At 53.2% G+C, this 23,523-nt stretch carries 19 protein-coding genes; 8 read left to right on the top strand and 11 right to left on the bottom strand.

Features of this window, described 5'->3' with window-relative positions; genetic code table 11:
* Nucleotides 1-25: 25 nt before the first annotated feature.
* From H6507_08280 to H6507_08270, 3 genes are all read right to left on the bottom strand, one after another.
* On the bottom strand, nucleotides 26-2,212 hold the full coding sequence (locus H6507_08280) for a T9SS type A sorting domain-containing protein (GenBank protein MCB9369085.1): 2,187 nt from the start codon (nucleotides 2,210-2,212) through the stop codon (nucleotides 26-28).
* A 194-nt stretch (nucleotides 2,213-2,406) separates the two neighbouring features.
* Nucleotides 2,407-3,585, bottom strand: coding sequence for an MFS transporter (locus H6507_08275; protein ID MCB9369084.1), 1,179 nt, complete (start codon nucleotides 3,583-3,585; stop codon nucleotides 2,407-2,409).
* Nucleotides 3,586-4,144: 559 nt separating this feature from the next.
* The gene (locus H6507_08270) at nucleotides 4,145-5,821 is read right to left on the bottom strand and encodes a T9SS type A sorting domain-containing protein (protein ID MCB9369083.1); all 1,677 of its coding nucleotides are present in this window, start codon (nucleotides 5,819-5,821) and stop codon (nucleotides 4,145-4,147) included.
* A gap of 492 nt (nucleotides 5,822-6,313) precedes the next feature.
* Here H6507_08270 and H6507_08265 point away from each other — a divergent pair, with 492 nt between their 5' ends.
* From H6507_08265 to H6507_08240, 6 genes are all read left to right on the top strand, one after another.
* Nucleotides 6,314-7,813: a Do family serine endopeptidase gene (locus tag H6507_08265; protein ID MCB9369082.1), complete on the top strand. Its 1,500-nt coding sequence runs from the start codon at nucleotides 6,314-6,316 to the stop codon at nucleotides 7,811-7,813.
* 89 nt (nucleotides 7,814-7,902) lie between these two features.
* Nucleotides 7,903-8,757: an ion transporter gene (locus tag H6507_08260; protein MCB9369081.1), complete on the top strand. Its 855-nt coding sequence runs from the start codon at nucleotides 7,903-7,905 to the stop codon at nucleotides 8,755-8,757.
* A complete protein-coding gene (locus H6507_08255) occupies nucleotides 8,754-9,644 on the top strand; it encodes a DNA-3-methyladenine glycosylase 2 family protein (GenBank protein MCB9369080.1) in 891 nt (296 codons plus the stop codon). Before H6507_08260 ends, H6507_08255 begins: the two co-directional genes overlap by 4 nt.
* 32 nt (nucleotides 9,645-9,676) lie before the next feature.
* Nucleotides 9,677-10,129 carry a methylated-DNA--[protein]-cysteine S-methyltransferase gene (locus tag H6507_08250; protein MCB9369079.1) on the top strand — a complete coding sequence of 151 codons (453 nt, stop codon included), beginning with the start codon at nucleotides 9,677-9,679 and terminating at the stop codon, nucleotides 10,127-10,129.
* Nucleotides 10,130-10,270: 141 nt separating this feature from the next.
* Complete coding sequence (locus tag H6507_08245; GenBank protein MCB9369078.1) at nucleotides 10,271-10,687, top strand: hypothetical protein; 417 nt, start codon at nucleotides 10,271-10,273, stop codon at nucleotides 10,685-10,687.
* 713 nt (nucleotides 10,688-11,400) lie between these two features.
* Nucleotides 11,401-12,396, top strand: coding sequence for a T9SS type A sorting domain-containing protein (locus H6507_08240; protein ID MCB9369077.1), 996 nt, complete (start codon nucleotides 11,401-11,403; stop codon nucleotides 12,394-12,396).
* A 46-nt stretch (nucleotides 12,397-12,442) separates the two neighbouring features.
* On the opposite strand, the gene H6507_08235 is transcribed toward H6507_08240, so the two are convergent.
* The 7 genes from H6507_08235 to polA all read right to left on the bottom strand — a co-directional run bounded on the left by H6507_08235 (nucleotide 12,443) and on the right by polA (nucleotide 20,573).
* Nucleotides 12,443-13,093 carry a DUF4433 domain-containing protein gene (locus H6507_08235; protein ID MCB9369076.1) on the bottom strand — a complete coding sequence of 217 codons (651 nt, stop codon included), beginning with the start codon at nucleotides 13,091-13,093 and terminating at the stop codon, nucleotides 12,443-12,445.
* Nucleotides 13,093-14,307, bottom strand: coding sequence for an MFS transporter (locus H6507_08230; GenBank protein ID MCB9369075.1), 1,215 nt, complete (start codon nucleotides 14,305-14,307; stop codon nucleotides 13,093-13,095). The genes H6507_08235 and H6507_08230 overlap by 1 nt, the downstream gene beginning before the upstream one ends.
* The gene (locus H6507_08225; protein ID MCB9369074.1) at nucleotides 14,304-15,956 is read right to left on the bottom strand and encodes a hypothetical protein; all 1,653 of its coding nucleotides are present in this window, start codon (nucleotides 15,954-15,956) and stop codon (nucleotides 14,304-14,306) included. The genes H6507_08230 and H6507_08225 overlap by 4 nt, the downstream gene beginning before the upstream one ends.
* 121 nt (nucleotides 15,957-16,077) lie before the next feature.
* Nucleotides 16,078-16,431, bottom strand: a complete 354-nt coding sequence (locus tag H6507_08220; protein ID MCB9369073.1) for a hypothetical protein — start codon at nucleotides 16,429-16,431, stop codon at nucleotides 16,078-16,080.
* A gap of 522 nt (nucleotides 16,432-16,953) precedes the next feature.
* Nucleotides 16,954-17,316: a hypothetical protein gene (locus tag H6507_08215; GenBank protein MCB9369072.1), complete on the bottom strand. Its 363-nt coding sequence runs from the start codon at nucleotides 17,314-17,316 to the stop codon at nucleotides 16,954-16,956.
* Complete coding sequence (locus H6507_08210; protein MCB9369071.1) at nucleotides 17,313-17,747, bottom strand: hypothetical protein; 435 nt, start codon at nucleotides 17,745-17,747, stop codon at nucleotides 17,313-17,315. Before H6507_08210 ends, H6507_08215 begins: the two co-directional genes overlap by 4 nt.
* Nucleotides 17,748-17,819: 72 nt before the next feature.
* The gene (polA, locus tag H6507_08205) at nucleotides 17,820-20,573 is read right to left on the bottom strand and encodes a DNA polymerase I (protein ID MCB9369070.1); all 2,754 of its coding nucleotides are present in this window, start codon (nucleotides 20,571-20,573) and stop codon (nucleotides 17,820-17,822) included.
* Nucleotides 20,574-20,668: 95 nt separating this feature from the next.
* Here polA and H6507_08200 point away from each other — a divergent pair, with 95 nt between their 5' ends.
* Nucleotides 20,669-20,995, top strand: coding sequence for a DUF3467 domain-containing protein (locus H6507_08200; protein MCB9369069.1), 327 nt, complete (start codon nucleotides 20,669-20,671; stop codon nucleotides 20,993-20,995).
* A gap of 50 nt (nucleotides 20,996-21,045) precedes the next feature.
* Entirely contained in the window at nucleotides 21,046-22,470 is a 1,425-nt protein-coding gene (locus H6507_08195; protein MCB9369068.1) for a fibronectin type III domain-containing protein, read from the top strand.
* Between the two features lie 59 nt (nucleotides 22,471-22,529).
* Here H6507_08195 and H6507_08190 read toward each other — a convergent pair whose 3' ends face one another.
* On the bottom strand, nucleotides 22,530-23,429 hold the full coding sequence (locus H6507_08190; protein MCB9369067.1) for a hypothetical protein: 900 nt from the start codon (nucleotides 23,427-23,429) through the stop codon (nucleotides 22,530-22,532).
* Between the last annotated feature and the right edge of the window lie 94 nt (nucleotides 23,430-23,523).

Below are 23,523 nucleotides of genomic sequence, written 5' to 3'. Positions count from 1 at the left end.
ACATTGGGTCCAGCGTCTACGCTGGTTACTTCAGCAACATCAACTTGTGTGTCGAATGGAAGTTTCCGGCCTGAATACGAGCGAAGTACATACCCGAAGGCAGTTCGGCGCCGCCGAATTGCACCGTGTGATATCCGGCTTGCAAACGACCGAGATTCATATCACGCACGACCTGACCCATCACGTTGAACACCACAATTCGCGTCTCCGCGGCTTGCGGAACGGCAATCTTGAAGTTCGTCAGCGGGTTGAACGGATTCGGATACACGTTCACGCTGTATTCCGTCGGCAGCAGAGCGTTGTTTCCAACCGGCAGCGGTCCGCGAATCGTGCCGTCCGACTGACCGCTTGACCAACGACCGTCACCGTCACAAGTCGGGTGGTGCAGTTGGAATCCGCTCACGGTTTCCATGGCGCCATAGGCTTCCGTCGACGTGAAGATAATCGAATCGTCGGTAACGTTGACCGTCCAGCCGGTCGGAGCCGTCGCCGTCGTATTTTCGCAGAAGTCACGAATGACAACAGTGTTCAAACAGCCGCTGTTCACGGTCATTGAGTAAGTCCAATCCGGCGGACCGGCAGTCACCAACGCAAACGACGCTGTGCCCGTTCCCGGTGCACGGCGAGTTCCCGGGTTGCCCGCGGCCACGGCGCCCGCGCCGCATTCGTTGTAAGCAACCACGGTGTACGTGTGCGTTTCTCCGGCAACAGCACCGTCAAAGCAGAACGTCGTGTCGTTGCCCGTCGTGATCACGACACCGATACGGGTCGTTTCTTGACGAATCTGGAACGAGTCAATATTCGACATTCTGTTCCACGTAATGCAAACCATGTCGCACAACGTATCTGAAGCAACGATGCCCTGCACCGAATTCGGAGCCGAAAGTCTCGAACCGGAAACACCTGGATCAGGTTGAGCCGTGCCGTTGCCGCACGCGTTCACCGGCTGAATCTGGTACACACCCACCGAACCCGCGCCCGGTTGGTGGCAGAATGAAAATTCCGTGTTGTTATTGGTGACCGTTCCCACCAGTGCGCCGTTACGGAGCACACGGTAACCCGTCGCTTCGTCGCAGTCTGCCGACCACGAAATGCAAACCGAGTCGCACGTGCCTTCAACCGTCACGTTGCTGACGGTGCACACCGGGGAACTCGTCGCAATACCGTTGTCGCAAGACGCCGCACCGGTGCTGCAAGCGACGGAATAGCCGCGCACGCAGTACTGGTAGGTGACGCCCGGCACGACGGTCGTGTCAAGGAACAGGAAGTTGTAGCCGGTCGTATGACGGCTGTCCGCGCCGATTCGAACACCGTCACGATAGACACGGAACGAGTCGAGTCCCTGTACCGTGTTGTCCGTCCAGCGAACATTCACGACGTTGCACAGCGTATCCGACGCGGTCATGTTCAAAGCCATCGGCGGAGACACCAGCTTGCGGCCCGTTGTGGTAATCGGAGTCGCCGAGTATGCGGTATCCGTATCACAGATACGATAAGCCCGCAGACGGTACGTATGGTCCTGACCGCCAATGCTGGTCAGGTCGACATACCGCGGCGTGGCCGGGTTTTGCACCCAAACATACTGTCCCGTTCCGTCGATCAAAATACGATAGCCGGAGATGTTATCCATATCGTGACTCCACGTTACCACGATTGAGTCGCAGTAAGTCGTGGACGCCGCAAGGTTGGTGACATCGCTCGGAGATTGACAGCCGCCGCACACGCCGGTTTCACACGTGAACGGAATTTGTCCCGGACCCGTACCGAAGAAATACTGGTCGAGTCCGCTGTGAACGCGGAATGTATCGCTGCGCCAGAAAATTCCGGAATCATCCACACAAACACGCAACCAGTAAAGCGGATGGCCAGTGTTGTCATCGGGACTGGGAATGCCGTTGAACATTGCAAACTCAGGGTCTGTGCCAAACAAGCCCGGTCCAATGCCGAGTTCAACGCCGTTGAGAGCAAACTGATTGAAACTTACTTGGTGAAAGCCCGGGCCTTCAATCGGCTGGCGGTCGTCATCGGTGACACCGTTGCCCAGCGAGTCCCAGAAAATTTGGATGGTCGCACCGTCGGGAATCGGGGTGCCGTCCACGCAGGACTGAAGCAGGGGCTGGGTTTCATTGATCAAAATGGCCTGAAACTGCGCCTTCGCAGCCGTCGCCACCAGCACCATGCAAACTATTAACAAAGCAAATCTTAGACGCATCTCGAACTCCTGTTTGACAAAACATGCTATGAGGATAATGCGCTAATTTAGAACATATCATCTGAAAAGTCAACTCTTAGCTACTCAAATTCCTGAAGTTAGCCATAAAAAAAGACGGGCCATGACAGCCCGTAAACATAGTGAGTTAGCAGAGTTTGTGTGACCTAAGTTGCCGACTGGCAACACCTGCAAGCCTATCTGGCCGTCGATCTGACGGTCACGAGTCCTCTAATCAAAAGAAAACCTGCCACCACAACCTCCAAAAATCCCCCGAAAAACAAGACAAATCCGTAGGAAACGGTGATTTCGTAAGTCCGGGCAAGCACGGCCAGCAAAGCCCCCGAAATGATCGGCCCCATCAAAAACCCGAATGCTCCCGCCGAGGTAAACCCACCCATCGCCGTAGCCATGTTTCCCGAGGGTGCCGATCCCGCCGAAAGCTGCAAAGTCGGAATAAACATCACCGCCGACGCCGCGCCGAGCAGGAACATCCACACAATCAAGAGCGGCGGCTCCACAAATCCCACCGACGCAAAGAAAACTCCGTAAGTCAGCGATCCCCACAACAACAATTGAGTCTGCGAGAATTTCTTCGAGAGTTTCACCACAAATGGACACAGAAGTCCCATCGTAAGCATAAACGCCGCGATATGTCCGCCGATCTGTCCCGGTGAAAACTCAAATTTCGTCGCCGCCAAAATCGGAAACGACGCCACAAAAAATCCCACCGTAAACCGGTCCAGAAATGCGAACACATACGGCAATCGCAATTTAGGTTCGCCTGTGAGTAACTTAAGAATTTTTCCAATCGGCTGCCGTTGGGCCAGTCCTTCATGCGGCACATCCAAAAACAAAGTTCCGATGGCCACCACGAACAACAAAATTCCCCCGAGTGTCAAAGAATACATCGGAGAATGTGATCCGAGCCATCCTCCAATCGGCGACCCCAGTGCCACGCCAAACGTGATCGCCGCACCGACCACTCCCATCGACGACCCGTGTTTCCCACTGCGACCTCCGGCCACTGCAAGCAGCAGCGAGAGCGTCCCGATATGAAACACACCTTCGATAAACCGCAGAGTCATCAAAGACGTAAAGTCCGGCACGTGCGGCATAATCACAAAACACAATCCGTCGAGCAGCGCGGCAATCGAGATAAACGCGCGCGGCATGCCGAACTTGTCCGCAAGACTTCCGGCAATCGGGGCAAACAAAAATGCCGCGAGCATATTCGCCGCCAAAAACACATGCGTCCAAAACTCCGACACTCCGAATCCGTCCATCACGAACGTCTTCAATATCGGCACCACTCCCGTCACCGGCAGCATGGTCAAAAAGATAAGCAGCGGCTCAATCCGCAATCGTCGCGTCAAATCAGGCCAAAAGAAATGTTGATGTTACAAAAACCCTCGCCGTTCCGAAAAAAAACCTCGCCGTTGTGGGTCTAAAATCGCCGTTGCTCGCCGTTGTGGGTCTCCAGACCCGCAATGGCAACCCGCAAGAAACAAATTTCAGCTCACAGTTTCAACAAACATTTCCCCCCGGTCCTCCGGGGGGATAAAAGGGGGTCAAACTGCAATCGCGGCGGCGGGTGTCGAGTGTTTAACAAACACTCACCCGCCCCGCACACCACAAATGTCGTAGGGGCGGATGGCAATCCGCCCGCATTGGTAAATCGAGATGCCCAAGATCGTCGTCATCCTGAACAAAGTGAAGGACCTCTCTGGTCTCCCCCCGTTCACGTGGGGATTAAGAACCTATCTTGAAATAGCGAGAGATTCAAGAATTGCGGCGGCAGGTGTCTTCACCTGCCCCGCAAATCGAGATTTTTTAGATTCCGGCGGGGAACCGCTACGCTAAATCTCCGCTCGGCGAGTCTTTTCCTTGTTTTGGGATAGGCTCTAAGGGGGGGCTGAGTTCCGCAACCATCCCCTACTTCAGCAGCACCACCTTTACCAAACTCGCCTGCGCCCCACTCTCCGCCCTCACAAAATAAACCCCACTCGCAAGCCCAGCAGGCGCAACATAAGAAATCGTCGAAGACGAGAGCCGACCCCGGTAAATCACATCCACCTCCCGCCCCAACAAATCGTACAACGAAACCGAAACATCAGCATGCAGCGGCGCGTCAAGAGAAATGCGAAGCGTTGAATTAAAGGGGTTGGGGAAGATGGAGAGAGCAATTTCCCGAGCAATGGACGGACGATCTGTGGGAACATCCAATCCGAAGTCCGGATCGCCGGAGACGATGGAAAGGCGCATGTAAGACCCTTCAGGCGGCGGTGCATCTTGGGAGCTCGTAAACATCCAATCATCGAGTCCATCGCCGTTGAAGTCTCCGGCACGGGACAAATTCAGTGCAAGGCGAAATCCTTCCCAGTATCCTTCTAAGATGAAAGCAGCTCGGGTTGGCGGCAGATTTCCACCTAAGAACACATACAGAATCCCACCGCCGTCCGGTGGATTGCCTTGATTGAAGGCCACGTCTTCGTAGCCGTCGCCGTTGATGTCTCCAAGAAGCTGCGCACCACTGGCTATGAAATATAAAGTCGGCGTTTCCCACATGACGTCCACACCCACCAAATCAAGTGGATCACCGCCGTAATAAACGCGGTTGTCCGTGGCAATTGGTCCGTGAAGCCCCGGCACAAGCGTGTGACCTATCAAATCATCAATACCATCTCCATTCACATCGCCGATGGGCTCAAACCCGGCAACGCAACTGCTCTGGCCTGAATAACGCAAATGAATTCCTGGAATGGAGTCGGCGTCCGGTCCACCAAACCAAAAATCCTGATAGATCGAATCCGTCACCACCGGATCATTGGGGACAAGATCCACTGTACCCGTGAAAGTAAAGTCCGGATCGCCATCGCCATTGATGTCGCCGTAGTTCCCCGGTCCGCTTGGATACGGCTCATCAATCGTTTCGCCATAGCCGTACGTCCACGTCGGTTCCTGAGACTGCGTTAACCAAAAACTCTCGTAAAACCTGAACCGGCGGTTCGTGCTCCCCGAGACTGTGGAGCAAATGAAGTCGTCGTATCCGTCTGCGTTATAGTCGCCATAGTTTCCAAATGATTTTAGTCCCGTGAAATCCGAAGCCGCCCAATCCCAAAGCGTGTCAAACAGTGCCGGACCGCCAAGATAGAGATACATTCGAGATTGTGCGTCTGGATGACGCCTTAACTCGACCATAATATCTGTGTGACCATCCCCATTATAGTCTCCACACGAAGTGTATGGTTCAAGTTGTTGCCAGAAGTACTGCTGCGCTGACGTATCTAACATGGTGTGAGCAAATGCTAGATATTCGTACGGGGGTTCTGCCGCGCCATAGATGATTTTCAAATGGTAGCTATAACCCGTCCCGTCCCACTCGCAGGTTAGGATATCATCAAACCCATCTCCATCTTGATCACCTAATGGCGCCAACACCCTTTGTCCATACGGCCACGGCTCATCCGACACTTCATCATAGAGAAACTGCAGTTCGTAGGGCTGGGCTTGCGTGGTCAAGTATCCCCCCCACACCAAAACCGCGAACCCCACCCGCTTCAGAAGATTGAATGCAGATAGAATTCGCGGTGTAAACAAGGTCCCTTTCATACCCCCAATCTACTCCCAAAAATCAGAATCCGCAATTACTGTCTCCCTACTCCGTTCACGGGGAAGGGGTTAGGGGATGGGGTCTGTTCTCGGTTCATACCTCTTACCTCTGACCTCATACCTTTTCCGCCTTCATACTTCCCCTGCCCCCTCTTGACTTACTGCCCAAATGTTCATATATTATTAGCCCTCCGTTCCACTCTCCTTTCTGACTTCTGACTTCATATTTCATACTTTTCTTCGCACTCTGCATCACAAGCCCAAAACCCAAGAGCCATAAAAAACAACACTATCCGCTCCGACAATTGTTGGGACCAAACCAAGAAACAAGACATTACGCAGGCAAGGCATTTGCGTCAGAGCACTGGATCCAGCGTCCACGCTGGGAACTTGGGAACCCTCTCAAAATCAATTCGTATATTTGAGTACGAAACACAACACAGCCCTCGCGGCTCCAATATTACAACACATCACGAAAATACACGAATGACTATGAGAAAACTCGGTTGGATTGGACTTGGCTTTGTACTCGTCGGCGCGGTCGCCGGAGTGCTGTTCACGGCCAACATGAATCGCGACACCACAGCTGTCGCACAGAACGTCGCGCCTCCGGTTAATGTGGAGTTCGCTCAATACAATCAGATGATCAACGACAACGGCGAAAGCCCGTTCGTGGCGGTCGCCGAGCGTGTCGGCCCGACGGTCGTGAACATCTCGTCGGACAAGGTCGTGAGCGGCAATTCGATGAACGACATGTTCAATGATTCACCGTTCTTTGAATTCTTCCACAAGCGTGACGGAAACCAGCAGCAGCCGCGGAAATTCCATTCGCCCGCGACCGGCTCCGGCATGATCATCAGCCGCGACGGCTTCATTCTCACCAACAATCACGTCGTTGAGGATGCCGACAAAGTGACCGTCAAAACTCAAGACGGTACGGAATACGAAGCTCGCATCATCGGCGCGGATCCCGAAACCGACGTCGCCGTGATTAAGATAGATCACAACTTTGCGCCGAATGAAGTCGCGCTGATCGGCAACTCGGACCAGTTGCACGTCGGCGATTGGGCCATCGCCATGGGAAATCCCTTGGGTCTCGATTGGACCTTGACGGTGGGTATCGTTTCCGCGCGCGGCAGAAGCAATCTCGCGATTGCGGGAGGCGGCCCGGCCTATCAGGATTTCATTCAGACGGATGCCTCGATTAACTTCGGCAACAGCGGCGGCCCGCTTTGCAATATTCACGGCGAAGTCATCGGCGTAAACACCGCGATTAACCCGAGCGGTCAAGGCATCGGTTTCGCAATTCCGATCAACATGGCCATGAAGGTCGTAGATCAGCTGCGCGAAAACGGAAAAGTCGCGCGCGGATACTTGGGTATGCTGCCGCGCGAATTGACGGCGGATTTGCGCTCCGCGACTGGAATGAAAGATGACCAAAACGGCGTTTTCGTCGAGCGCGTCGATCCCAACACTCCGGCCGAAGAAGGCGGACTCGAAGCGGGCGACGTGATCACCGAATTCAACGGCAATCCTGTCAATGACGTCCAGCATTTCCGCATGCGCGTCGCCGATGTGCCGCCCGGAAAACCCGTGCAAGCTAAAATTCTCCGTGAAGGAAAAACCAAGAATCTCGAATTCGTGCTCGGAGACCGCGCGCAGCTTGCCACCTTTATGGGGCAAAGCAAACCCGAACCGGAACCGTCCACCAATTGGCTCGGCATCGACGTCGGACAAATCAACGAGTCCATGGCACGCGCGCTGAAACTCGACGGCACGTTCGGAGTGATCATCAATGAAATCGACGAAGACAGCCCCGCGCAGGATAAGCTCCGCGAAGGCGACGTCATCATCGAAATCGACCGTAAGCCGGTCGACGACGTCAAGAGCTTCAAAGAAATCGCAGCCGACTTGCGCCACAGTGACCGCGCAGTCCTCTTCCGCATCGTCCGCGAAGGCGTGAAGACCTTCGAAGCGGTTGAAGTGAACTAAGGCTCTTCGTAAGTTTGAACAAGCCCCGGTCTTGTGAGTGAGACCGGGGTTTGTTACTTTATGGGACGATCTGAAAAATTGGAGTCAATATGAGTCCTCCACTGCGACAATCGCACCCGAAGTTTGACGAAGAACCGCTTTTGGGCTGGCGCCGAAAAGTTCACGAGATCATCTACGAAGCCGACACGCCGATGGGCAAGTGGTTTGACATCGGTCTGATTGTCACGATCTTGCTTTCGACGATTGCCGTAATGCTCGACAGTGAGCCCTCATTTCGCGCGAAATGGCAAAACGAAATCCGCGTCGCCGAGTGGTTCTTTACGGTCGCGTTCACGATTGAGTATTTACTGCGTATCGTGTGTGTGCGCAAGCCGTGGACATATATGTCGAGCTTCTACGGTATCATCGACCTACTCGCGATTCTGCCCACCTATGTCAGCCTGTTCCTGCCCGGCGCGCAATATCTGATTGTGATTCGCATCCTCCGCATCCTGCGCATTTTCCGAGTCTTGAAACTCGCGCTCTATCTCAGCGAAGGTCAGATGGTATTGAGTTCATTGCGAGCGAGCGGCAGAAAGATCGCTGTATTTCTGTTTGCGGTCTTAATCTTAGTGACATTGATGGGATCGCTGATGTATCTGATCGAAGGCGAAACCAGCGGCTTTACGAGTATCCCCGCGGCGGTGTATTGGGCGATTGTAACTTTGACGACGGTAGGTTACGGCGACATTGCGCCAATGACGACACTCGGAAGATTCTTGGCTTCGGCGATTATGATTTTGGGCTACGCCATTATCGCCGTACCGACGGGAATCGTGACGGCGGAGATGACGCGCAAGAATTTCGAATTGATAACGACTCAAGTTTGCCCGTCGTGTCTGTGCGAAGGTCACGACAAAGACGCTGAATTTTGCAAACGCTGCGGCACGCACTTGCATCGATGATTACCCATCATTTCTTCGCGCCCTTCGATTTCACACTCACCGCACGTTACATCGGCCGCTACGAAAACGCGCAAGCGCACGCCGTTTCGGACAAGCAATTCTGTCAAGTCTTGGCCGATGAACAAGGCTACTACTTAGTCGAAGTCACTCCCGGCGGCGCGAACTCGGTGGAGGCAAAAGTCGTCGTCGGCAAAGAGTCGAGCTCGCGTATGGAGCAAATAAGCCATTACTTGCGCCGGTCTTTTGGGAGCGATGAGGAATTATCGAGGTTTTACGAGTTCTCAGAGAGTGATCGCAATCTGAAGAAATGGACGAGTGCCTACAAAGGATTGAGGCTTGTAGGAATTTACAGTCTGTGGGAGTGCCTCTCGTGGTCAATCATCGGCCAGCAGGTGTCTGTAGCATCTGCGTTTTCAACGCGCTCACGATTGGCGTTGTATTGCGGCGCGACGGTGGAGTGGCAAGACAAGATTTATGAGGGATTTCCGACTCCTGAAGCCGTGCTTAGTTTAACCCAAGACGAGCTGCTCGGCTGCGGACTTTCCAGACAAAAGGGAGAATATCTTCAGGGTCTTGCACAGGAACTCATCTCGGAGTATCTTAGTGAATCGCTGCTCATGGCTCCTGACCCTCAAGAGATTCGAGACCGCTTGATTGAAATTCGCGGCATCGGCCCGTGGTCGGTGGAGTATGCGATGATGCGCGTGCACGGCGACGCCGACGCGTGTCCGTATGAGGATATCGGTTTGAGAAATGCGCTTGCGCGTGAATACGATTTGGGCAGACAGGCGAGCATCGAAGAAACTCGACAAATCACCGAAAGCTGGCGGCCCTTTCGCAGCTATGCAACATTCTACATATGGTTCACACTGCTGAACACTCCGTAGTCCAGACTGCGGAAGAAGTCTTTTGGATCGACATGAAGACTCAGCTTGGCCGCATGCGTTTGACGGCCAGTGGAGTCGGGCTCCTGCGTGCGGAGTTTATGGACGATCCGAAAGAAGCCGAGGGGGTGTGCATCGAAACGAAGATCCTGCAGCACGCTCGCAAAGAGTTGACCGAATATTTCGCGGGCTACAGGACACACTTTGAAACTCCGCTCGACTTGCGCGGCACCGAATTTCAGATCGAAGTCTGGCGCGAGCTGCAATTGATTCCGTTCGGCACGACGATCACCTACGGCGAAATTGCCAAACGGTTGTTGTTGACCAACGGCTCCCGCGCGGTAGGTTTAGCCAACGGTCAAAATCCCATCGCCGTCATTGTCCCCTGTCACAGAGTCTTGGGCCAAAACAATCACCTAACCGGCTACGCCGGAGGAGTGGACAGAAAAGCATGGCTGCTGAGACATGAGTGCAGCACGCTGGTGTGAGCAATTAACTGCAAGTAGAGAAAACAGTTGCCCCTTAAAAAGTGCGAAGAATTCTTCGTATTGACAAGCAGACTCTTTTGGTCATATATTGAAGGTGACCCGCACACAAAGTGCGGCGAAACCAAACAAATGAGGTGCGCTATGAAGATGGAGCTTCGTAAGTTTAAGGGGGGGCGATACTTAGTACTTTTGCCTGCGTTGGCAATAGTTCTTTCGCTGACAACAGCCGCTATCGCACGAGTTGTTAACAATCACTCGGCATCCGGAACATTGGAGAATGTCTTTACCGTCGCTTCAACGGACGACTACAATCTTCAGGTAAAAGCACCTTCATCAGGCAATATTACGGGAGTCGTATTGAAGGTCGATGGTGAGTACTTGCAGGAAATTGTCCAGATAACTCGACATAACGGAGCGTGTGGAGTTACAAACGTAAACCTTGAAGTCTCGAACAGCTATTGCTTAAGGTCAATAGCGAACATTACATCTGGTACGGCATCCGCATGCGTTTACTCCGATGTTGAAGTGAACTGCTGTCCTCCGGGGTCGGGAAGCTAAAAAATACGAAGATGACATGCCCGCGCAGCGCTGCGCGGGCATGTTTCTTAAAAGGAATTCTTATGCGCGTAGTCTTAAGTATTCTCGCCTGCGTCGTCTGTCTCAAGGGCGCAGTTCTGGAGGTCTCACCCGAGCAGAGTATCCAACAATTCGTAAATGCTAGTTCACCTGGCGACACTATTTTGCTACACGGCGGCGAGTTCTTTGAGTCTATTGTGCTTAGGCAGCATAATCTCACCATTGGGAGCAATTTCGTTTTCTCTAGAGACACAAATGAGATCGCAACAGTTGTCTGGCATCCGGCAGATAGCGGTATTGACACAGCAAGCTGTTTAATAGTACTAAACCTCCATGACGAGTACACAAGAGTTGAAGGATTAACCTTACGAGCAGGCGAAGGCACGAACTGGGAAGAAGGGCCAGGGATTTCAGGCGGAGCCATCTACTCAATAAACAGCAAGCTTGCAGTAAGCAACGCGCGAATTACTAATTGTTCCGCGGGATTTTTCGGCGGTGCGATACTTTCAATTGGAAATATCAACTTAGGTCCTGTTACGAAATTGTCGGTCGTCGACTGCAAAATAGACAGTTGCTCCTCGGGTCAATGGGGTGGTGGCATCTATGCCGATGATTGCAGCCTTCATGTACAAGGTTCAACTTTTCTGCGAAACCACGCTTTTCAAGACGGCGGGGGGCTAATTGCTCTTGATTGCATGACAGAAATTGAGGAATCCAGTTTTCTTGAAAATAGCGGAGTTACTGGCGGAGCATTTCTATCAGGAGCACGTGGTTCAGTAATCAACTCGTTTTTCATGGGCAATTCAGCGAGCGATATTCAGGCTTGGGCGGCTCACCTCTCTGTTGGTCTGGGCCGTCACATTGTGACAGGTTGTTATTTCGGAGAATTGGGATCAAATGCAAAGGCGGTTAACACATGTTGTGATCACAGCGACACCGTGACTTTCACAGACAATACACTTGAACATAACCAGAACAATGGTAGCATACTGACAGGAAACCTTGCAATCTGTGGAGTAATCGCAAATGTTTCAGGCAACGTTTTCAGATACAATCGAAGCGGGCTGGGTCAAGTTTATGTTTTCTGCGATGGCAGAGCGAATATTCACAACAATCTATTCCAAGAAAACACTCCCCGTCGACCTGACCGCCCAACCGTTCTTTGTACTGCAACCGGTGGAACAGCGGAGTTTATAAACAACCAAGTTGTCGAAAACATGGGTGAAACAATCGGCTATATCCCCGAGTTTCCTCAAACCATCGATGCACGCAACAACTGGTGGGGAAGCGATACGGGGCCTTATCATCCGACGCGGAATCCGTTTGGGCAGGGGGATACGATTCTCTCGGATAGTGTGTTGTTTGATCCGTGGCTGTTGTCGCCGCCGGATACAACCAGTTCTACGAATCCGCCGCACGTTGCGCAGCCGTCCACATGGCAAATAGTCAGTCTCTATCCGAATCCGTTCAACAGCGAGCTCTCGATAGCGATTGCGGGGATCATGAGTCCGGCGTTTTCGCTGAGATTGTACGACCTGCTCGGGCGCGAGGTGGCGATACTTTCCGAAGGACATGGCCACGGCACGATGATTAACTACACTGCGCCGCCCGATCTCGCGACAGGTGTCTATTTCCTACGCGCTTCCGATGCAACAACTGTGCAAACTCGAAAAGTTGTATTCCTGAAATAGCAAAACACCGCCGCGACAACACAAACGGCGACCATCAGGTCGCCGTTTACTTTTTGAGTCTCTTCGGCCAAAGAAAAAACTTCGGCTCGACTGTGACCGGTATCTTTTGATGGTAGAACTCCAGCAACCGCTGCACCTCATTCATGGCTTGCGCGTCGGGAGTGATGATCTCTTGTACCAATTCGAGCGGAAGTTTGCCATTGATCAAGACTTCCGCTTGCGGATGTGTCGGCTCATTCTTGGATAATCCGTCACGCGAATAGGTGTCCACTTGTTCAGCAAACATCGTGCGAAATCCCTCAAGTCCTGTTGTCACGTGCTGTCCGTGGTCCTGTGCCGCTGAAACCGGGCAGAACATTGTGTCAGGATGCGACAACAGCTCAAGACTCAATTTGAAATGCACCCACTCGGCTTGCCACGCGGACTTTGAACGCGCGTAGAGCAACTCATAATTCGGATCCGTGAGCGAGCAATTGATATAATCCAATCCGACGGCAAACTTTTCAAGCCTTCGCGGATCATGCAACAATCTCTCCGCATGTTCACCCAACCGCCCGCGCAATCCTCTGGCCGTATCGACATAGCCGTCTTCCAAGATTCGCGGCAAATTGATCGTCAAATGTGTGCTGTGCAAAAGAATTTCGACCTTTCGCCTGCGCACGTCACCGGCAACGTCTTCTTTGCGGAACAGCCGCATCACACCGCGCGCAGCCGCCGGTAATGGACAACGGTATAAACTGCGACGATCAAACACATTGCGGCGGTTGACGCCAATGCAACTCGTGCGTCAGAAAAATCCGCGAGCGCACCGAGCAGGAATGCTCCAATTGGACCGAAGCCCAAAAAACTTGATGTGTAAAATCCCAGCACGCGCCCGCGCAAGTGATCCGGTGTGAGATTTTGCAGGAGCGTGTTCGTCGAAGCGAGCATCGAAATTCCCGAAAATCCCGTCATCGCCATCGCAATCACGGAAATTTCGAATTGCTTGGACAGCGCAAAGATCAAAAGCCCGAGGCCAAGCCCGGTCATACCCAGCATCACCACCCAGCCGCGCTTATTCTCGCGTCCCATCGAGGCCTGCCACAAGCCGCCGAGCAGCGCGCCGATTCCTCCCGCCGACATCAAAATACCAAGTCCTTCCGCGCCCGTGTTGAGTACGTGGTCGGCCACCATCGGCAGAAGAGTCGTATACGAAAAACCGAAGATCGCGAAGATCACGACATTGCGAATCAGCACCCGCTGGACGGGAGAACGCACGATGTACGCGTATGCTTCCCGCAGTTGCTTGATGATTGGCTCGCGCGGGTCACCGGCTGGGGGCGGCAGATTGCTCATCATCGAAAGCGTAATGATGAGCGACAGGTATGAGAGTGCATTCACGAGGAAACACACGCCTTCGCCAAACAGCGGCACGAGAATACCCGCGAGCGAAGGACCCACGAGTCGCGCGGCATTGAAAGTCGAGGAATTCAGCGCGACCGCATTCCCGATGTCCTCTTTGCCGACCAAATCTCCGACAAAGGCCAGCCGTGCCGGAGCATCTACGGCCAAGAAGATTCCGGAAATCGTGGATAGAATCAACACGTGCCATTCGTTGACGGCATGTGTAAAAGTCAGAATGGCAAGAAGTAGCGCGGCGATGGCTTGCCCGGTTTGTGTGATAAAGAGCACTGTTCTTTTGGGCGCGCGGTCGACGAGAACTCCGCCGATCGAACCCAAAACGAGCGACGGCAACTGCGACATCGCTCCAATCACACCGAGCCAAAGCGCCGATTCTGTCAATCTCCAAATCAGCCATCCCTGTGCGAGAGTCTGCATCCACGTTCCGACGATCGAGAGCGCGAAACCACTCCAAAACAGCCGGTAGTTGCGATGCCGGAAAGCGTGAAAAGTCTGTTTCAGCGAACTCACGATCTCTTCACGGCCTCTTTGGCAAGTGCATCGAAGTAGCTTTTGAGCTGTACGGCATGTTTGAGATAGTCCGCCTCATGTGCGCCGCCTTTTCCGCGCGCCATCGCCAGCCAGGTTTCGCGCTGCTGCACCGACCAGTTTTTCGTTGCGGGCAGCGCCAGCAGCCAAGCTCCGTGCTGGACGACCCACGTTCTTTCCATCGTGGTCATTTTCGGCAAACGGTAGCCCAGTCTTTCTTCGATGGCAATCAGCATTCTTTTCTGAAAATGTTCGTCACGCGGAGCATATTTGGACAATACGTCGGATGCAAGCAATCCAACCTCCTCCAAAGGATATTCGCTGTAAAGCGCGGGGTCCTGCCCTGAAAGCCCTAACACGACGTCGGCATCGGCGATTTTCTTCAATGAAGACACCGGAGATCGATAGCCTTTTTTCGCGGCAATTTTCTTGCGTTCCGTTTCGGCGACCCTTCGCCCGAGAGTGGAAGTTGAGCGCATTCCCAATTTGTCATAAAACCAATAGGCGCCGCTGGCAAGAGCTTCGTCATTTTCGTAACCGATTTGATAGCGGCGCGCAATCACCCACGGCGCGGGGCAAAATGAGCGTGCCGCGCGGACGAGCGAAGCATAGATCCACGCCGCTTCGCCGCCTCTGAAGGTTTCGAACAAATTGAGCGCAATTTCGAGCCTCGCCGGGTGCATGCCGCCGCCGCCGTAGCTGATCGGCACGCCGTTCTTCAACATCAAGAATCCCCATCCGGCCTCCTGCGGCAGCCGCCATTCCGGTTGAAAGAACCACACCAACAACACACCACCGCGATCCAGGGGAATCTCATAAACTTCGGCAGGATTCCCGTGCGCGGCACCGAAATATTCTCGCGACCGGACAGTCAGAGTACCGTGCACGATGTTCAAGAGTTCCTGTCCGCGCCTTATTGAACAGGGAGGGGGAACTTCCAGCGGTTTCTCAATCTCATCAGCGAAATCAAACTTCCCGCGTGTCAGTTCCGGTGACCAAAGCCACAGATTTTTCGGCGACGGGAGTGCGGTGAGTGTTCGGGACGGACCCTGCGGTGCCAGAGTCATCCCCAGCATCAGACTTGCGTCATTATACAGATGGTCGCCAATCTGGTCTGGAAAAACTTGTGTGAAGCGGTCCAAGAGCAGTGAAAATACCGTGTGTGAGCCAGCTGCACGTGTCAAGATTTCACGTGTGGTCAAGGACTCCGAGTCGCACGCATCCGCTTCCGCGGTTTCCAAAAGCAGCCACAACAATCCGGCTAATGGGTCTTTTTCATTCAGCTCATAGTCTTCCCAATCAAGATCGACCAGCTCACCCAGTCTTTCGTGCATGAACTTCGCGTTCTTGAAATCGAACGCGTAGTAGAGTTTCGTTCCCACAAGACCCGACTGTGTGAGTTCATAGGAGAGTTTTTCCGTTACCCGTTTATGGAATTTCGCAAGCTCCAAATCCGCAAATTGCCGCACGCTCACGGACACGGGATAGGCCTTGTAGAACAACAACTGGTCATGATACGCGAGCAGTGATTTCGCCGAGTGTTTTTCCCCTGCCAGTGCGCGCAGGAGCTTGAGAGTCTCTTCAGGGGCGGGGCGAAGGGATAATTTCTTAAGTAGGGAGTTTGCGGACATAGGGAACGGCTCCTTGAGGGAAGACGTGGGACTTTCCTTGAATATAGCAGGGGTATAAACAAAAAACAAACGGTCTAGGGAAACCAGACCGTTTGCATATCATAGCCAATCAGAAAACCGATTACATCGGCATCGGAGATGCTTTCTTGCGACGACGAGCTTTGCGCTTGGTCGCCTTCTTCGCCGTAGCTTTCTTCTTGGTGGCTTTCTTCTTGGTAGCTTTCTTCTTAGTAGCTTTCTTCTTGGTGGCTTTCTTCTTCGTAGCCTTCTTCGCCGCTTTCTTCTTGGTAGCTTTCTTCTTAGTGGCTTTCTTCTTCGTAGCCTTCTTGGCGGCTTTCTTCTTGGTGGCTTTCTTCTTCGTAGCCTTCTTCGCCGTGGCCTTCTTAGCGGCTTTCTTCTTGGTCGCTTTCTTCTTGGTGGCCTTCTTGGCGGTAGCCTTCTTCTTGGTGGCTTTCTTTTTCCTCTTGACTGCCATGCGGATTTCTCCTTCACTGAATGATCGGGCAGAGACTCGTTCGAGAACAGGATGTTTGTCCAGACAGGAAGCGGTTGCGCTGCCCGAGATTCGCATGCTTCCCTACTGTGCAACCCGTAAGACTCGTGCGGCGAGTCTCAAGGATTGTACCGGCGGCTTCTCGAAAGATGAGTCGCACAGTATTTATGATCGCGTCCTCAAAAGCGGGACGTTCATCGTGTCCAAAGTAACTCGTACCCCTTAATGGGCCGTGCTACATAGGTTATCGGCAAAACACTCGGCTATCTATAGCAACAAGCGGGCCGATTTTCAGGAAAGATAAGCAGATGGCGGACCCGAAGGTCGTTCCATGTGCACTTTGAGCTTGGCAGAAGCTCGGATCGCTTATTCGTAAGTGTAAAAAATTAGAACAATTACGATTTTGCGATCATGGTGAAGCACAAATTCACGACTCGCTCGAAAATGCGGGTCGATTTTGTAGTTCACGGTTGTCAAAAAACTCCGAAGCGAGCATGAAAGCGGCTATGATTTCCGTTTCGCTTCTTTTTTCGCGCGTTTTTCAGCTTTGAGTTTGGCCTTCAGCTCTTTCTCAATTGCTTTTTGCGCGATATCTCGATCTTCAATGAGATCGGTCAAGTAACCGAGTGTCTCGCGGTTCTCGAGAGCTTTCTGAAACAAGTCATACTCGCGTATCGTGAACCACGTTCTGATCATCGGTTGAAAGAACAGCATCACCTGCGAACCGACGAAGTTCATGGGCCGCATGGTTTCCAAGAACAGAATGGCCGGCAAGGCGAACCCGAGCTTCACCACTTTCTCTGCCAATCGTCCGAACAATTCAACCTGTTCGTCCGAGAGGTGATCGGGTTTGGTGATATTGGTCACGCCCGCACTCCGTTGTTCGTCTGAATACGCTCCCGGATATACTTTTCTACGATATCACGCTCGGGAGGTTCCATCAGCAGGATGCCGCGATGTCCGTCGAGTCTCGAAGGTTCAGCAAACGGCGAGACGAACAGTCCGTTGGGATCGCGCTCGACGCGCTTGAGTTCGCGGAATTCCTTGCGGCGTTTCCAGAACCAGCGCTTCATTTCGATGGCGTCTTCAGTAATGGTGAATGTCGTCGGCAGCCAATATGCAGTCGTCGAACCGAGTAAAAAGATAGTGGCAAAGAATGCCCATACCGGACTCTCTAGCGACTTCATCAACCCCAACGGCACAACGACCAGTGTCGCAATAAACAGAATGCGACGATAGCCACGTTTACGCGGCGGATGCACGGCCCATTCAAAGATCACACGATTATCTCGGGACATTGCTTAAATGACCCTTATCGCGCCAAATATATAACATGAGAATTGAAAACGCAAGTGCTTGCAAGAAAAAAGTTACGAATGTGCTTGAAGCCAATTTGTACCAAAACCGACGTCGACTTCGATCGGAACACGCAATTTGATTGCGCTCGACATCTCGTCGCGGACCATCATTTCGAGTTTCATCAGCTCAGATTCCGGAGCTTCGAATACCAATTCGTCGTGGACTTGCAGCAGCATGCGAGCGGCAAACTTTTCCCGTTTGAGTTGGTTTGCGATGCGGATCATCGCGACCTTGATCATGTCCGCGGCACTGCCTTGAACCGGAGTATTGATGGCAATTCGTTCGGCAAACTCGCGGACTTGGCGGTTCTTGTTGTTGATATCGGGGATCTGTCGGCGGCGGCCCATCAGGGTTTCGACGAAGCCGTTTTCGCGACAGCTCGCCACGGTCGAACTCATGAATTCGCGGACTCCGGGATAGAGCCTGAAGTACTGCTCGCGGAACTCCTTGGCCTCCGCTCGCGGAATGCCCAATTGCTCGGATAGTCCGAAATCCGTCTGGCCGTAGATGATCCCGAAATTGACCGTTTTGGCTGCCCGCCGCATGTCCGAGTTGACGTCTTCAAGCGCGACTCCGTAAATTTTCGCGGCGGTCTCTTTGTGGATATCTCCTCCGCTGTTGAAGGCCTCCAAAAGAGTCGCATCGTTCGACAAATGAGCCATGATCCGCAGCTCGATTTGTCCGTAGTCGGCCGACAAAATTTTCCATCCGGATTCACCCGCGACGAACGCTTCACGTATCCGTCTTCCCACTTCCGTACGAATGGGAATGTTCTGCAAATTCGGATTATTCGACGAGAGTCTTCCCGTCGCAGCGATGGTTTGACTGAACGTCGTGTGCACGCGTCCGGTGAACGGATGCACGAGCTGCGGCAGCGCGTCGACGTACGTTCCTTTGAGCTTCGACAGCGTGCGAAAATCGAGCAGCTTGGCGGGCAGTTCATGCATCGGCGCAAGCGTTGTCAGCGTGTCCACGTCGGTGGACGGTCCGGTCTTGGTTTTTTTCTGAACGGGCAGCTTGAGCTTCTCAAACAGGATCACTCCAAGCTGCTTCGGCGAGTTCAAATTGAAGCTCTCACCCGCCGCTTCGTGGCACTCTTTTTCGAGTCTGGTCAGGTCGCGGTCGAGCTCTTTGGACATGTCCGCGAGCAGGTCGAGATCGAGCCGGACTCCCATGAACTCCATGTCCCGCAGCACGGAAACGAGCGGCATTTCAAGATCGTCCAAGAGCTTTTTTTGTGTATCGAGCTTTGGTTCGAGCACGTTGACTAATCTGAGCGCGTAGTCCGCATCCTCACACGCATACTCGGCAATTTTTTCCAGATCGACGTCGAGCATCGAACCTTGATTCTTGCCTGATCCGATCAATTCCGACGTTGGAATTTTGGGAAGCTGCAGAAAATCGCGGCTCAATTCATCGATGCCGAGCGTGCGTGTTCCCGGATTTAAAAGGTATGCCGCGATCATCGTATCGAACGAAAGAGAGGCCACCTCGATGCCATAAGAGAGGTAAACCAGCGCATCGTACTTGATATTCTGTCCGGCTTTCGGAACGTTTTTGTCCTCTAATAATTCCGCCGCGAGTTCAAGATATGCGGCAAGCGCGCCTTCCGCCTCTTGTCCAAACCGGACAAATTGACGATTGCCTGTCGGCTTGCCGTCAAAGTGCGCAATGGAAACATAATAGGCGTCGCCTTCTTCAATTGAATAGCTTGCACCGACCAATTCGGCAAGCATCGGATCGGCCGCAGTGGTTTCAACGTCAAAAGAAAGCAGCGGTTTTTCTTTACGCCACTTTGTGATAAGTTTCTTAAACTCGGCGGCGGTCTTGATGATCTTGTAGTCACGTTTCGCCGCGGGTTTCATCCCTTCGTCCGAGACTCCGACAGCGGAACTGCCGCGCAGTCTTTCGAGCAGCCGAAAGAGTTCGAGTTCGGTCAAGAGCCGTTCGATTTCAGGATTGTAAAGCGGCTTCACGTCAAGGGCGTCAAGATCGACTTCGATCGGCGCGTCACAATCAATGGTTACCAATTCAAGCGACATGCGTGCGGACTCCGCTTGTTCAATCAGCGAGTCGCGCAGCTTGGATTTCTTCATGTCCGGCGCGGCAGCCAGCACGTCTTCGAGTTTTCCGTATTCTTGAACCAGTTTGACGGCCGTTTTCGGACCGATTCCCGCGATGCCGGGCACATTGTCAGATGAGTCACCCATCAGTGCCAACACGTCGATCACACGCGCTGGCGGCACACCGAAATTTTCTTCGACTTCGGCGGGTTTCCAAATCAACGTGCCGTCGGATTTCGGGTTGTAGAGAATTACTTTGTCGGTGACAAGCTGCTGATAGTCCTTGTCTCCCGTAACCATATATACGGTGTAGCCCTGTTTCTCGGCACGTTTGGCCAAAGTCCCGATCACGTCGTCGGCTTCCCAACCCGGCAAAGCCAATATCTTGAGACCCGTCGCGGCCAGCACTTGGTCAAGTCTTCCCAATTGGTCGACCAACTCTTCGGGCATTTTCTGGCGGGTAGCCTTATACTCTTTATATTGTTTATGCCGAAACGTCGGCTCGGCGGTATCGAAAACAATCGCCAGATGGGTCGGCTGTTCTTTCTCGATCAGCGAAATCAACGTATTCAAAAATCCGAAGATCGCCGAGGTAATTTCGCCGCGCGAATTCACCAGCGGATTGCGCAGAAACGCGAAATGCGACCGGAACATAAGTGCCGAGCCGTCAATCAGAAACAAGGTGTTGGGATCAGATGGCATGGGAGTGGGGAATGGGCTTGACTTTTTGCTGACAAAGCCCCTCATTATGAGTTCGGAAGCTCACAGAACAACTTATACTACAAGAGGATACGCAGATGTCAGAGCCGCAGCAGCAGCGCCCGCATCAAATCAACGTCAGTCTGGACGAAAAGGTCGCCGAGGGAATCTATTCCAACCTCGCGCTGATTTCACATAGCCCCGCCGAGTTCTTCATCGATTTTGCGCGCATGGTTCCGGGAACCCCCAAAGCGAACGTTCACGCGCGCATCATCATGACGCCGTCACACTGCAAGTTCCTGCTCAATGCGCTGAAAGAAAATATTGAGCGCTTTGAAAAACAATTCGGCGAAATCAAAGCTCACGGCGGCCCGCAAAATCAGGCCGGACAGTTCGGTTTCCGCACCGACGGCGAACCCAAGTAACTCACAAACATCGTCATTCACGCGCAGGCAGTCTTCTCACTGGAGGGAAAATGTCCACGACTCGCATCATTGCACTGCTTCTAATCTTGGCTCTTTCACTTTGGTCCTGCGACAAAGGCAAAGATCCTAAACCCGTTCCGCCGACGGCGCCAAACCTTCTATCTGTCATCAATATCACGTACAATTCGATAACTTTGAATTGGAACGATCTTTCGACGACCGAAGAAGGATTCGAAATCGAGATGCAAGACGGTGCGAACTGGAACATCGTCGGCAGTGTCAATGCCGACGTCACGCAGTTCACGGTGCAGAACCTGACGCAAAACACGCCGTACACGTTCCGCGTTTTTGCATTTAACAATGCCGGCCGCAGTGACGCCTCCAATGAAGCTGAGGCCACGACTCAAGCGTTTAACCCTCCGCCCGCGCCCGGAAGCGTGACGGCTTTTGCATTGGCGCCGACCGTGGTGCAAGTGAATTGGTTGGACACCGCACCAATGGCGGTCGTTTTCGTCATCGACAGAAAAACAGACGTGACCGATTGGAACCGCGTGGGGCAGGTCGGCGACAACATGGAGGTCTTCGTAGACTCGACTTGTGCAGCCGCGACCACCTATTACTTTAGAGTCGGCGCCACAGCCAACGGCCTCACGACATTCTCCGTCGATTCCGCCATGGTTGCCACTCCCGCCATCGGGACTCCGCACCAACCGTCTGATCTGACCGCCGTCGTGCAGCTCGGAACGGGCGTGAGTTTGCATTGGACCGACAATTCGCTCGACGAAACAGAGTTTCACATTCGCCGGAATGTGTCGGGACAGTTCTTTGAAATTATCGACACCGTCGCCGCCAATTCTGTCAGCTACATCGACTCACTCGGCGATAATATTGGCGAGTACAATTATCAAGTGCGCTCAGCCAACAGCTTTGGCGCGTCCGGCTGGTCAAATATCGCGACGGCTCGCTACGACTACTGCAGCGCAGGCGCGGTGCCGATTTGTCTTGAAAACTATTGGGATTACGAAGTCGACCCGCCGACCGGCTCCATATATAATGTACGCCGTCAGGTGCGTGGAGTCGCCTATCCCAACGGCGTCGACTATTATCTGCTCGTGGAAATCAACGGGGAGGAGATGGACACGCTGTTTTATTGGAGGAATTTCGACAACGGACTCTATCAGGACAGCTATCCGATCGACCCGGATCCGGGCCAGTTGCTTTTGCGCACTCCGGCATCTTCCGGGTTCTGGAATTTCTTCGGCGACAGCGTGATTGTCACAAGCGCCAGTGTCACCGTCACGGTTCAGGGCACGGTCTACACCGGAGTGACCATTTACCAGCGCTTCAGCCGCGTGTCCAATGCCAGCATCAAGTATTACCTGAAACCGAATACCATCGGGATTATCAAAGAAGAAGAGTACATCAACTCAAGTTTGCAAACCACGCGCGAACTAACGGGATATCATCTGCGCTGAAAAGCGGCGATCCGGACCGAAACGAAGACCTCCGTCACATGTGGCGGAGGTCTTTCATTTTAGTTTGATTTCAAGATCGCCAAACCGCCTTCAATCGCCCCGCCGTCAGGCTCGACGATTTTCAAAGGCAAGTTGCGCAAGAGAATTTCTTCGTTGAACAGGGATTCGAGAATGTCGCGGCGTTCCCACAATCCTCCGGCGCATACGAGCGGCAAAGAGGCTTCATGCTGAGTCATGTCGTCCAGCAGCCGTTCCACCTGATCGATCAACTCCAGCACCGCCCGCTCGAGAATGTCCACAACTTCTTGTTGTTTGTCGGCAAAGTCGAAAACCAAAGGCGCAAGCTCGGCCCAACGTGTCGGTCCGAAGTTTTCGCGGTAGACTTTCGTGATAATGTCTTGAGTGGAGTCGATCTCAAGTTTTTCCAGAACCGCCGCATGGAACGGCGACAGCTCCGCGCGCTCGCTTTCGCGCAAACATAGCCTGAGGGCTTCGCGGCCAATCCACGCGCCGCTGCCTTCGTCACCCAAGAGCGGACCCCAGCCTCCGGCCCGGAAAAACTCATGACCGTGCGGATTCTGATACATCGCAATTGAACCAGTGCCGATAATTAGCAGAATACCGTGCTCGCCGTTGCAAAAAGCACCCGCGTACATTAGATGCGCGTCGGTGACAATCTTCACGGATGCGGCGGGCCATATTATTTTCGCGACCTCTTCGGCCATTCCGCGCTCACGATCCCGGCCCACTCCGGCAAGCCCGCAAACGACTCGTTCGGCAGAGGCCGCGCCCTTACAAGTATCGCACAGCTCTTGCAGGGCGCTGCGCAACCCGTCCGCGCCGAATCTTGCCACATTGGAAGGTCCGGCTTGTGCTTGTGCCAGCACCTTGCCGTCCTGATCCACGAGCCATCCTCTCGTGGTTGTTCCGCCGCCGTCCACAATAAAGTAATTTGCCATAAAAGATAAGTTAAGCCTTTCCTCTATATATGCAACTCAAAGGGCCGGAGCATTTCAGCTCCGGCCCTCATTTTCTATACTAAGACTGTCATCC

The sequence above is a fragment of the Calditrichota bacterium genome (assembly GCA_020637445.1).
GTDB lineage: Bacteria > Electryoneota > RPQS01 > RPQS01 > RPQS01 > JABWCQ01.
This window is presented reverse-complemented; position numbering and strand designations above follow the sequence as displayed.

Excerpts from the sequence above, each read along its gene's own strand:
- H6507_08235 (MCB9369076.1), bottom strand. The coding sequence starts at position 13,093 with ATGCGGCTGTTCCGCAAAGAAGACGTTGCCGGTGACGTGCGCAGGCGA.
- polA (MCB9369070.1), bottom strand. The coding sequence starts at position 20,573 with ATGCCATCTGATCCCAACACCTTGTTTCTGATTGACGGCTCGGCACTT.
- H6507_08220 (MCB9369073.1), bottom strand. The coding sequence starts at position 16,431 with ATGGCAGTCAAGAGGAAAAAGAAAGCCACCAAGAAGAAGGCTACCGCC.
- H6507_08270 (MCB9369083.1), bottom strand. The coding sequence starts at position 5,821 with ATGAAAGGGACCTTGTTTACACCGCGAATTCTATCTGCATTCAATCTT.
- H6507_08260 (MCB9369081.1), top strand. The coding sequence starts at position 7,903 with ATGAGTCCTCCACTGCGACAATCGCACCCGAAGTTTGACGAAGAACCG.
- H6507_08240 (MCB9369077.1), top strand. The coding sequence starts at position 11,401 with ATGACAGAAATTGAGGAATCCAGTTTTCTTGAAAATAGCGGAGTTACT.
- H6507_08255 (MCB9369080.1), top strand. The coding sequence starts at position 8,754 with ATGATTACCCATCATTTCTTCGCGCCCTTCGATTTCACACTCACCGCA.
- H6507_08280 (MCB9369085.1), bottom strand. The coding sequence starts at position 2,212 with ATGCGTCTAAGATTTGCTTTGTTAATAGTTTGCATGGTGCTGGTGGCG.
- H6507_08210 (MCB9369071.1), bottom strand. The coding sequence starts at position 17,747 with ATGTCCCGAGATAATCGTGTGATCTTTGAATGGGCCGTGCATCCGCCG.
- H6507_08265 (MCB9369082.1), top strand. The coding sequence starts at position 6,314 with ATGAGAAAACTCGGTTGGATTGGACTTGGCTTTGTACTCGTCGGCGCG.
- H6507_08200 (MCB9369069.1), top strand. The coding sequence starts at position 20,669 with ATGTCAGAGCCGCAGCAGCAGCGCCCGCATCAAATCAACGTCAGTCTG.
- H6507_08195 (MCB9369068.1), top strand. The coding sequence starts at position 21,046 with ATGTCCACGACTCGCATCATTGCACTGCTTCTAATCTTGGCTCTTTCA.
- H6507_08245 (MCB9369078.1), top strand. The coding sequence starts at position 10,271 with ATGAAGATGGAGCTTCGTAAGTTTAAGGGGGGGCGATACTTAGTACTT.
- H6507_08190 (MCB9369067.1), bottom strand. The coding sequence starts at position 23,429 with ATGGCAAATTACTTTATTGTGGACGGCGGCGGAACAACCACGAGAGGA.
- H6507_08250 (MCB9369079.1), top strand. The coding sequence starts at position 9,677 with ATGAAGACTCAGCTTGGCCGCATGCGTTTGACGGCCAGTGGAGTCGGG.
- H6507_08225 (MCB9369074.1), bottom strand. The coding sequence starts at position 15,956 with ATGTCCGCAAACTCCCTACTTAAGAAATTATCCCTTCGCCCCGCCCCT.